Source organism: Micromonospora sp. HK10, from assembly GCF_000982955.1.
Classification (GTDB): Bacteria; Actinomycetota; Actinomycetes; order Mycobacteriales; family Micromonosporaceae; genus Micromonospora.
Genome location: NZ_KQ058828.1, coordinates 78,382 through 90,082 on the forward strand (window position 1 = coordinate 78,382; position 11,701 = coordinate 90,082).

Here is an 11,701-nt window from a genome sequence, read left to right on the forward strand (position 1 = left end):
CGCTCTGGAGGCGAGCGGGGATCATCCACTGTCCCGACCCTAGGACGGGTCGTAGCCGAGAAGGTAGCTGCCCGACCCGGAATACGCCTGGACCCGGAAGCGGTAGTAGCCGGCCGCACCGGGGTAGCTGATCGTCTCGTCGGGGCCGCCAGACGTGCTGGAGGCGACGGTTGTCCAGGTGCTGCCATCCCACCTCTGCAGATACAGGTCGAAGTCGGTGCCACTCGGGCCGATCAGGCTGCCGCGGCGGGTGCCCGCCGGGGCGTAGAAGCCGTCGCCGCCGGGCTGATAGCCGCTGCTGCCCGCCGACAGGCTGCCTCGGACGGTGACCAGGTAGCTCAGCGTCGGGTCGGTCACCAGGACCAACGTCCATGAGTCCAGGTAGCCGGTGTCACCGGCGTACAGGTCCTGCACGCGCAACCGCCACGTGCCGTTGAACGCCTCGCCGGTGGCGTCGACGAGGTAGGACGCCACCACGTCGTCATCGGACCCGTCACCGGAGTTCTTCAGCCGAAACTCACGCCCACTCGGCGCGACCAGGTCGAGCACCAGGTCACCCCGGTAGGTATGCCGGATGACCACGTCCACCTGGATGATCCCGGAGGCGACGCCGGACCAGCCGGTCACCGAGGTGGGGCTCTCGACGGTCGCCTGGTCGCGGATCTGGACATAGGTGCGGTTCGGGTACGAGGTGGGAGCCGGCTTCGGATCGATGGCCAGGACCTGGCCCGCGGCCGACGCGTTGCAGGTGACCTGAATGGCCTGGGCACCGGGCGCGGTGGCATTGTTCGCGATGCCCACGCACAGGCCGCTGTGGATGGGACGTAGCCGGTAGCCCCGCAGTGGCTCGCTGACCCGCTCGACGTCGAAGATCTGTCCCCGGCCGGGTCCACAGGTGCTGACCAGGACCGCCGCTCCGGAACTGGTCGAGCCGTACTCGACCCCCAGGCAGCCGGTGCCGCGCGTCGGGTGGGTCGAGGTGAGGCGGTAGGTGCCGTCGCCAACCGGTTCCAGCGTCAGCGGCGGGGACTGGGCCGAACAGGACGCCTGCTGGTAGAGGTAGCCGCTGCCGGAGGTGGCGCTCTCGGCCAGACACAGGCCGCTGTGCAGGGCGCGGACCTGGATCGGGCCGGCTTCCTGCGGCACCGGCGGCGGCCCGATGTCGTCGCAGGCGTCAACCATCTCCTGGACCTCGGCCGCGGTGGCGGCGCGTTGCAGCACCCTCACCTCGTCGAGGGCGCCCGACCACCCTTGGGCCGGCTTTCCGTTGACGCGGGCCCGACCGAGCTGCAGGACACCGTCGGCCTGCCAGGTCGCGGCCACGGCGCTGGTCGCCTCCAGCCGGCCGTTCACGTACAGCCGTAGCTGGCCGGCCGAACGGTCGTACACGCCGGCCAGATGCACCCAGCCGCCGGCGGCGGCAGCCGAGGTGGAGACCGCCGAAACGGTGGCCGGGCTGGTGGTGTCGGCGGCCGGAAGCAGGATGCGCCATCTGTTCTGCGTCGACTGGTAGCCGAGCTGGAAGCCGCTGGCGACCGTGCCGTCCTGGCTCACCGCGGTGGCGTCGGCGGTGGCGGAGTCCAGGCGTACCCAGGTGGCGACCGTGAAGCTGGTGTCGGTGCGCAGGATCGACTGGGGAGCGGCGGCCCGTCCGGCGCCGCCCAGCCGCAGCGCCCCGCCGCAGCGACCGACCGGCAGCCAGCTGGCGTTGCCACCGAGGACGAGCTGGTGTCCGTTGCCGGACGAGTCGCCGACCTCTCCGCCGGCTGCTTCGTCGAGCCGCCACCAGGCCCCCGGTCCCATCGGGCTGGTCAGCAGCAGGTCGCGTACCTGCTCGGCGGTCAGCGGCCGGTCGTCGACAGCGACCTCATCGATGTCACCGGCCCACCAGTCGGTCGGGAGGCCGTTCCACTGGCCGCGGCCGACCTGCAGTGCCCCGCCCGCCTGCCGGTGGCTGTCGTACAGCGTGGTGCCGGCGAGCGCGCCGTTGACGTACAGCTTGAGTTGGCCGGCCAGCACGTCGTAGGTGCCGGCGAGGTGCGTCCACACCCCGACACGGGGAACGACCGCCGAGGCGACCAGGGCGATCGGGTCGTTGTCCGGGCCGTCCGCCTTGCTCATGACGAAGACCCAGTTCTTCGTCGCGACCGCGTAGCCCAGCGTGAAGCCACTGTCGTAGCGGCCGTCCTGGCTGACGGCGGTCATCGAGGTGTCCAGCCGGTCGAGCCGGACCCAGGCCGAGACGGTGAAGCTGTGGTCGGTCCGGACCACGGACGCCGCCGTGTACGCGGAGCCACCCTCGTCGGCGCCGCTCCTACCGGCGAGGTGCAGGGCGTTGCCGCGCTTGCCAGCGATCCGGCTGACCGGTCCGGCCAGCGACATGGTGTTGCCGTTGCGGGGGACGCTGTCGGCGGCGACGATGCCGGAGGGCTCATCGAAACTCCACCGGCCGGTCGGTCCGTACGCGTCGCTGCTGGACATCCACTGCGTGATGCCGGCCGGCGTCATGGCCTCGGCCGCGACCCGGACGTCGTCGACGTCTCCGGGCCACCATTCGATCGGCCAGCCGTCGTTCGCGGCCCGGCCGATCCGCAGCGGGCCCTCGAAGCGGCGGGCACTGTCGAAGGAGGCGGTGGCGGCGAGCCGCCCGTTCACATAGAGCTGCAACTGTTTGCGCTGATGGTCGTAGACGCCGGCGAGGTGGGTCCAGACGCCCAGCTGGGGGCGGTTGTCCGACAGCGCGTACCGGACCGGGGTGGGGTTGGCGCCGGCGACGTCGTCGGTGTTCACGGCGAACATCCAGCCCCGCGGGTAGGCGGAGTACTGCAGCTTGAAGCCGCTGTCGTGGTCGCCGTCCTGGCTCACCGCGGTGAACCAGGAGTCGGCGCGGTCGAGGCGCACCCAGGCGGCGACCGTGAAGCTGGCGGCGGTGTCCGCCACCGGCCCGGCGGTGAACGCCTGGCCGCCCACTCCGTCCAGGTGCAGGCCACTGCCGCCCTGCCGCCCGGGCCCGGGCAGCCAGGACGCGCCCGCCGTCAGCGCCACCGTGTGCTGCTCACCGGTCGAGTCCTGCGCGACCGTGCCCGTCCCCTCGTCCAGCTCCCATCTGGCCTGGGTGCCCCACCGGTTGCTGGGCACCTCGAGGCGGATCTTGCGGGCCGTGGCAGCGAACGGGAACACCTTCACGTTGTCGATGTCGCCGACCCAACGGGTGGGCCGGAACCCGTACCAGTTGGCGTAGCCGACGCCGAAGGGGCCCTCGGCGTTCCAGGCGCTGTGGTGCGCTGCCGTGCCGTTGAGCCGGCCGTTGACATACAGCCGTAGCTGGCCGGCCTCGTCGTCGTACACGCCGGCCAGGTGGGTCCACACCCCGGGTAGCGGAGCGCCCCGCGACAGCGCGAGCGTCTCGGCCGCATCGTCGCTGTCAGCGGATCGCATGACGAACGCCCAGCGGTTGGTGTAGGAGTCGTAGCGCAGCTGAAAGCCCTGGTGTCTGGTCCCCGCCTGGCTCACCGCGGTACGGGACTCCGCCGTGTCGGTCAGGCGGACCCAGGCCATCACCGTGAAGCTGCCGTCGGTGCGCACCACCGGTCCGTCCGAGCCGCCCCCGGTCTCGGAGCTGCCGTCGAGCCGCAGCGCGCCGCCGTCCTCGCCGTCCGTCCACTCGTACCCGCCGGTGAGCGACAACGGGTTCGACCCCGCCCAGTCCATCGCCAGGTCGCCGAACCAGTCGTCCATCGGCCAGTGCGCCACCGGGTCCGGCAGCACCTCCGCCTGGAACTGGTACTGCGTCGCCTGGGCGGACACGTTGCCGGCCCGGTCGACGGCTTTGACGATCAGGGTGTTGTCCCGGGCGGTGGGCGCGAGGCGGACCGTCGCCCGACCGTTCACCGCCGCAACCGTGGTCAGCGTGCTCGCGTTCAACCCGTACTGGAACTCGACGGTGTCCGCGTCGCCGCCGGTGTCGAAGGTGACCGCGACCGGGCGGTCCTCCAGCCAGCCGTCGCCGGGATCGACCGTGATGCCCGGCCGGGTCGCCGGCGGCACCGTGTCCACCACGAACCGGCACCAGTCACTCCACGGGCCGACGTCGACGCCGCCGCCCGGAAACTCGTTGTAGGCCCGGGCCCGCCACTCGTAGCGCTGGCCGTCGACCAGCGCGGCGGCCTCCGGCACGGTGGCCGTCGGCTCCCCACCCCGGGGTACGGGCCCGGTGTCCAGGGTGCTGCCGCTGGTGGCCCCGGTCTTCCGCCATTCGACGGTCCCCCGGATGCTCTGGTCGGCGTCGTCGTCCTCCAGGCGCACCTTGAATGCCGGCCGCCTGGTGTTCACGTACGCGTCGGTGCTCGAGGAGCAGCCGCCGACGCCGGCGGTGCTCAGCTGGGTGGGGGCCCGGGGAACGGTGTTGTACTCGACGTCGAGGACGGGCACGTTACCGAACACCTTCCCCCCGTTGGCGCCGCTGGACTCGTCGGAGGCGAGCGCGACGGTGAGATGGGGGGCGCCCCCGGTGGCGATCTGGGTCATCAGGGAGGTGATGTCGAAGTCGACGGTGGTGAACACCGAACAGCTGGCGGCGTCCTTCGGGGTGGTCACGCTGCCGAGCCGCGCGCCGGGTTGCAGGGCGGGTGCGTTGCTCCACGTCGTGGCAGGGTTGACGACCGCCGTCCAGTAGAGGTGCACGGGCTCCGGTGTGCACGAGTACCGCCACTTCTCCTCGTAGTTGACCACCGCGCTCTTGATGAGCTTGCCGGCGAACGCCGTGGTGTCGAACTCGAAGTAGGAGCGGAACCGGTCAGTCGTCGAGTCGGCGGGGTCCCGGCCGACCCGGGCGTCGTAGCTCGAGTCCCACCAGGAGAAGGTGGGCAGGTCCTTCTGCACCATCACCCAGTGCTGACGGCGGGCAGCCAGCGACGGGTCAAGGTAGATCGGAAAGGTCAGCCGCGGATCGGCCAGCATCCGCCGGTCCGGGACGACCACGAGCCGGCCGGACGTCAGATCGACAGTCATGGGGGCGATCCGGTCACCGCGGGCGGGCCCCTGGGCGCGGGACGGCGTCGGAGCGGCGACGGCCCGGTTGCCGCCGGCCGAGTCCCACATCCAGGCCCGTCCCAGCGTCAACACCGTTCGCCCCCGGCCGTCCGTCACGATCGGGACCCCGGATCCGGGGTCCCGGCGCACCGTGAGCCCGGTGGTGTCGACGTCGAATGCCAGCCGGGTCAGTGCCGGCTGGCGCGCTGCCCGCGCCGTCCTGACCACCAGCACCTCGGAGAAGCCGGTGGCGGTGGCGTGTACCACGAGATCCACCTCGGGCAGCACGTCCGGGTAGGTGGCGGTGTTCGCGGCCAGCCGCGGCCGGGGCAGGGGGCGGGGCCAGCGTAGGGCCAGCCGCTTGCCGTCCACGCCGATCGAGGCCAGCGGCGTGTCGCCGCCGCCGGAGAACGCGAGGTCCACGGCGGCGGCGGCCGGCGCCACGGCGCCGTCCGGCCGGGTGACGAGCGTCGGATCGACCGGCACCCAGCCGCTGCCCCGACGTACCCGAACCGGCTCGGTGTGGATGCGGGCGCGCAGCGTCCCGGTCGGGTTGGCGAACACCTCGGTCGTCGGGGAGCCGAGGTCGGGTATCTCCACCGGCCGGCCGAGCCGTCGGGCGGTGGCCACGGCCGACGTCGGGTCGGCGACCGCGGTGGGTGGGGCCGGCGCGGGTGCGGACGCCGGCCCCTGCCACACCACCCACCCGGCTGCCGCGAGCAGAAGCGCGGCACCGAGCGGCGCGGTCAGTCGGGTGAGCCGCTGGCGGCCGGCGGCCGGCGGCACGGTGGGCACGATCAGCATGGCGACGGGTAGCTCTGGACGCAGACGTCGGACTTTCTGGGCGGCCATCCCGCCGGCGGCCACCACGGCTTGTGCGGCCGGTGCGGCTTGTCCGTGGTCGGCCACGGGAACGGCCAGGGCCAGCGCGGGACCGCCTTGTGTGGCCAGGGCTTGTGTGGCCAGGGCTTGTGCGGCCAGGCCTTGTGCGGCCACGGCTTGTCCGGCCACGGCCTGTCCGTCCGGTGCGGCGGCCACGGCTCCGCTCCGGGCCCGGCGGCGAGCAGGCCGACCACGGACGCGGCAGCGATCGACCCGTCGTCGGCCTGCCACTCGGACGGCCGCTGCCGCAGGCACTGGTTCCAGCCGGCGCAGGGCCGCTGCTCGTAGTAGTAGGTCGGCCCGCCGCCGCTGTCGTCGGCCCAGTCGCCGTCGTCCCAGCCGTCGTCGGATCCGCCCTCGTAGTAGGCCAGGTCGTCGTAGGCGCTCCAGTCGGGCCACACCTCGACGACGTAGTCCGACCCGTCCACGGCGCTCTGGTCCCGGACCATGGTCGTCAGCGACCCGGTGACCGTGCCGATCCCGGCCGTCGGGGTCTTCACCGCCGTGGCCCGCAACCCGTCCGGGTCGGCGTAGGTCAGCGGGCTGTTGTTGGCGTACGCGAACCCGTTCACCTGCTGCGGGTCGTCGTGGTCGACGATCGGGTCGGCGGAGACGAACCGGCCGGTGTCCGGGTCGTACTCGCGGGCGCCGAGGTGGACCAGGCCGGTCGAGGGGTCGGTGGTGCCGCCGACGAAGCCGCGCTCGCCGGGCCACCCGGCGGGCGCCGCGCCCCGCGGATCACCGAATGGCGAGACCGGCCGGCGTGTCGCGGTGAGGCTGCCCGCGGCGACCGCCAGGGTCGCCGTGTCGTGGTGGTCGGTGACGAGCCAGCTGACCGACCCGGCGGCGCGGACGGCGACGGTGCTGTCGCCGTGCCGGTAGTGGCGGGTGCCGGTGACGCTGCCGGAGGCGAGCCGCAGTTCGGTGTCGCCCAGGTAGAGCGTCGTTCCGGCCGGGTCGCGGCGGATCAACCGGTTGCCGTCGGCGTCGTACAGGTAGGAGGTGGTGACACCGGCGCCGGTGACCGACTCCAGCCGTCCCTCGGTGTTCCAGGTGAGGTCCTGCCGGGTGGCGCCGGCGGTCCGGCCGGTCAGGTTGCCAGCCGGGTCGTAGGTGTACGAGGTGCTCACGCCGGCCGCAGGCCCCGTTCCGGTGACCGCGCGCACGGTGTGCGGCTGCACCGCCCCGGCGGCCGGATAGGAGTAGCTCCACGTGGTGTCGCCGCCGGCCGCGTGCCGCACCTGGGAGCGCCGGTTGCCGGTCGCGTCGTAGCTGTACGTCTGCCAGTAGGGTGCGGGGCCGGCGAGGGCGCCGGTGGCCGGAGCGGCCGTGCAGTCGCCCGTGGTCCAGGCGTCCAGCAGCCGCCGCAGGTGGTCGTACCGGAAGCACTGGTTGTCGCCGGTCAGCACGTCCCTCGTCGCGGTCATGTTGCCGGCCGGGTCGTAGCTGTAGGAGATGTCGGCGAGCTTCGTTCCGCTGCCCAGCCGGGCGGCGGCGCCGCTCGGCCGGCGCGTCCCGTACTCGTAGGAGAAGTCCCGGACCACCTGCGCACCCACCGCGCCCAGCGTGTAGCTGGCCGGTTCGGCGAGGTCGGTGTAGGTGGAGGCGGCCACGTAGGTCGCGGCCGAGCTGCGCAGGGTGGTCGGCAGGCCGAGGCTGTCGTAGCCGTACTGCAGCGTCTCGGCGGGCAACCCACCGCCGGTCGGCAGCTGGGCGGCGGTGACGAGGTCCAGCTCGTTGTAGGCGAACTGGGTGGTGTAGGAGCCGGCCAGCTGGTTCTCCACCGCGGGCACGGTCACGGCGACCGCGGTCGGCCGGGCACGGTTGTCGTAGCGGGTCACCGCGCTGGTGTACGCGTTGCCGCCGGCGTAGCGGATGCTGCCCGCCGGCAGTCCCTTGCCGAGGACCGCGGTGTCGTAGGTCCACTCCGCCAGCTTGCCGCCCGCGGTGGAGCCGTCGAACATCCCGGTCCGCCGGCCCAGCTCGTCGTAGGTGTAGGCGAGCGTCCTGCCCCGGGCGTCCGTGGTCGCCGACAGCCGCCCCGCCGTGTCGTACGAGTACGAGGTGGTCCCGGTGTCCGGCGCCTCCGCCCGGGTACGCCGGCCCCGCAGGTCGTAGCTGTAGCGCCAGACGTTGCCGGTCGGGTCGGTCACCGTGGCGAGCTGCCCGGCCCTGGTGTAGGTGTAGCGGGTGGTGTCGTAGCCACCGGCCGGTGTCCCACCCTGATGCTGGCGCAGCTCGACCACCCGGTCCCGGGCGTCGAGGATCCGGGTCGTGGCGGTGCCGCCGTCCGGCGGGTCCACCGTCGTCCAGGACCCGCCGTACCCGGTGGTGCTCCGCCACCGTTCGGTCGTGCCGACCAGGAAGATCTCGGCCGTCTGCCGCCCGGCGCCGTCGTACTCGTACCGGGTCTGGCTGGGCACGGTACCGCCGGCCAGCGAAGGGCCCGCCGGTCCGGCCTCGTACCGCCGCCCGTAGCTGCGCTCCAGCCAGCCGTGGGAGTCATAGAGGTCGTCGGTGACGATCCGCCCGCCGCCGGGCGCCGCCTGCTGCGTCTGCCGGGATCGCAGGAAGCCGTCGAACAGCTCGTAGCTGGTCAGGTAGGTGCTGCCGGCCAGTAGCCGCCGGGTGGTCAGCACGCTCGGCGCGTAGTCCCGGACGGTGTAGCCGAACTCGGTGCTCGGTGACGAGGTCGTGGCCCGGCCGGGCAGCCACACCCTGACCAGCCGGCCCAGCGCGTCGTATCCGGAACTGGTCACGCCGCCGTTGGCATCGACCGTCGCCACGGCGTCCCCGCGCAGCGCCTCGTAGGTCGTCGTCGTGGTGAAGCCCTTCGGATCGGTGACCACGGTTTGGGCGGCCGGGCCGGTGGCCGGTGTGTACGCGGTGCGGGTCACCGCGCCCGCGGCGTCGTACTCCGCGGTCGGGCGGCCGTGCGCGTCCCGCACGGTCCGGGCCACCGTGGCGTAGACCGGCCCCGTCGACCACGAGTCGGCCTCCTCCTGCCGGGTCACGTCTCCCACGGTCGGTGCGGTGCCCCAGGTGGTCGCGTCGTCGTGGTAGTAGCGGCGGTCGGCGAGCAGATCCTGCGGGTAGCCGGGGGTGACGCCGCAGGCGACCCCGACGGTGAGCTCGCGGGACACCGCGTCGACGATCCAGTCGCCGGTGTTGCGGGCGTAGCTGAGGTCGGTGCAGGTGTCGTCGTCGGAGCGGCTGACGTCGCCGTGGTCGTGGATCTGCTGCAGCGTGCCGTATCCGGGGTCGTACCGGTAGCTCACCTCGGTGGTCCGCGAACCGCCGCCGGCGAGAGTGGTCACGGTCCGCTCCCACTCGACGTCCGTCAGCCGGGCCTCCAGCCAGCCCCACGCGCGGGGGCGGCGGGCGGTCGGCGAGCCGATCTCGGTCGGCTGGGAGACGGTACGGTTGATCACGGGGCCGCCGTCACCGTCGTAGACGGTGGTCATCCGGGCGAAGCCGCGCCAGGACGCCCGGTCCGGCACCCCGTCGACGGTGGCGCTGCGGCTGCCGGTGACGGTCTTGTCGCCGTCCATGCCGCGCAGGAACAGGTGCTCGGTCAGGGTCTGCCGTTCCCCGGCGCCGCCGCTGCGGACCCGCACCCGCTGGAAGCCGCGAAACTGGCCCCACGTCTTGCGCGCCTCGGGCACCAGCTCGTTCTCGTCGTAGTGCCAACCCGGCCCGTCCATCAGGTACTCGTACGAGGTGGTTCTCGACGGATTGCCACCCACCCGGTCGGTCTCGGTGACCTGCGCGACGACGTACTTGTGGAACACGTCCAGCTGTCGGGCCGGCCCCCAGTAGACGGGGAAGCACCGGCGCTCGTTGGCGTCGAGGGTCAGGGACATGCCGGGCACGCACTCCTGTACGGCGTACGACACCGCGATCTCACCGCCGGTCTCGGTGGAGATCCTGTTGATCCGCAGCTTGTACATCTGCGGCAGGCCTTCCGCGGCGTCCACCCGGTTCTGCCCGATGGTGCCGTCGAAGCTGACCGCGGGCATGGTCACGGTGCCCCCGGTGTGCCCCGAGCGGGTGATCGAGTTCAGCCACAACGCCGCGCTGGTGCCGGTGACACTCGGGTACGAGTGGACCAGCTCCCACGAGTCGACGTCGGCGTACCCGCCGGCCGTGTACGACTGGGTGGTGATCCGTACCAGCCGCCTGGTGGACCAGAAGGTCGGCGTGGGCACCGCGCAGGAGGAGGCGTCGCACCACTGGTCCCAGGGCACGTCCGGCCAGTTCTGTGGTGCTGAACGGGCGCAGGCGGTGCCGGGGACGCACCGGTCGCCGACGGTGAACACCACCCGGCGCGGGGCCGCCGCGCGGTAGAGGGAGCCGATCCGCTGCCCGTACTCGACCCGGGCCAGCACCCCGTCGCGGACGTACGGGGTGGGTGTGGTGCCGGTCAACGCGTAGTGGTTGGTCTCCCGGTCGTAGAAGTACGACGCCACGTCGTCGTGCCCGTCGATGACGAAGTCGAGCTGCCAGCGGTACGCCTGCTGGCACCATGAGGTGGCGAACGTGCCGGTGTGGCAGGGCTCCCCCGACTGGTTGCCGAAGACGGGCACCGTCCAGGTCGAATTGGTCTCCGGGTTCCCGGCGGTCCACTCCGGCAGCCGGTTACGGCCGAAGAAGTACTGGGTGCCGTCCGGCGACGTCAACCGCCAGTGTTCGCCGTCGTTGTCCCCGTTGACCGCGCCGGTGAGCAGCTCGACCCGCCAGCCGTTGTCGCGCTCCATCCGCCACACCCCCGTGGCGGCGTCCCGCACCAGCTCACCGGTCAGCCCGGGCAGCACCACCATGGCGTTGTCGCCAGCCCAGCACAGGTCGTTCACCCCGGCCTGCCCGTCCTCGGCACACGGTCGGTACGACCGCTCGATGAACCCCGGCTGGTAGTCGAACCCCTCCCCCACCCAGGAGGGCTGGTTGTTGGTCGAGGCCACCCGGCCGTCCACGGTCCCGGACGAGTACGACAGCTCGATCTCCGGTGTCGGTCCGGGCGCCGCCGGCAGCTGGATCGGGTACGACCAGGTGAAGTCACCGGACTGCAGGCCCACCTGCCAGGTCGCCGAGGGAGCCAGCGAGGTGGGCTGGAAGCTGCCGGCGCTGCCGCCCGGGGCGGCGGTCACCGCGTACAGCCCGTCGCCGACCTGGGCGCTGACCCGGCCGGCCCGGGAGTCGTTGCGGGAGCCGACCGGGGTGAGCCGGCGGCCGTCGACGCGCATCAGGGCGAGCCGGGAGCCGTAGTCGCCGCCGTAGGCGTGCCGGAAGCCGGAATAGTCGACCTCCACCGTGCCGCGCCGGCCGCCGGCCAGGTGCGCGACGCGCAGCAGCAGCCCACGCACCCCGGCCTTGGCGGTCTCGGCGCGGCCGAGCACCTCAACCCTGGTCCGGGCGGCGGCCGAGCCGCTGTGCCCGAGCCACACCGGCAACGTGCCGGCCCGGGTCAACGCCGGGTCCTCAACGGTCAGGCCCTGCGATCTCCCCGGCACCGTCACCTCGGCGGTACCGGGGGCCGGCCAGCTCACCGCCGGGGAGCCGCGCAGCGAGCGCGCCGCCTCCGCGTCGGCCGCGCGGGGCCGGGCGGCCGGGACCGCGGCCTGCGGAGCCCGGGGCGCCGCGGCGGGCCCCGCCGGGCGGGCCAGCGCCGGCGGCGCCCACAGCTGCGCCGCGACGAGGCCGGCGGCGACCATCATCGACGCGTACGTCCGAACGCGACGACCAACCATCACGACCTCCCGGCCATTTCCCTAGTAGCCGACCGTCCCGG

General features: G+C 73.0%; 2 protein-coding genes. Both read right to left on the reverse strand.

From position 1 onward, the window contains the following. Positions 1 to 39: 39 nt before the first annotated feature. Positions 40 to 5,835: a LamG-like jellyroll fold domain-containing protein gene (locus LQ51_RS31290; protein ID WP_052744897.1), complete on the reverse strand. Its 5,796-nt coding sequence runs from the start codon at positions 5,833 to 5,835 to the stop codon at positions 40 to 42. After that, positions 5,829 to 11,660 carry an RHS repeat domain-containing protein gene (locus LQ51_RS15965; protein WP_156313098.1) on the reverse strand — a complete coding sequence of 1,944 codons (5,832 nt, stop codon included), beginning with the start codon at positions 11,658 to 11,660 and terminating at the stop codon, positions 5,829 to 5,831. Before LQ51_RS15965 ends, LQ51_RS31290 begins: the two co-directional genes overlap by 7 nt. Positions 11,661 to 11,701: the final 41 nt, after the last annotated feature.

Coding starts and splice junctions, on each gene's coding strand:
- LQ51_RS31290 (WP_052744897.1), bottom strand. CDS start 5,835: ATGCTGATCGTGCCCACCGTGCCGCCGGCCGCCGGCCGCCAGCGGCTC.
- LQ51_RS15965 (WP_156313098.1), bottom strand. CDS start 11,660: ATGGTTGGTCGTCGCGTTCGGACGTACGCGTCGATGATGGTCGCCGCC.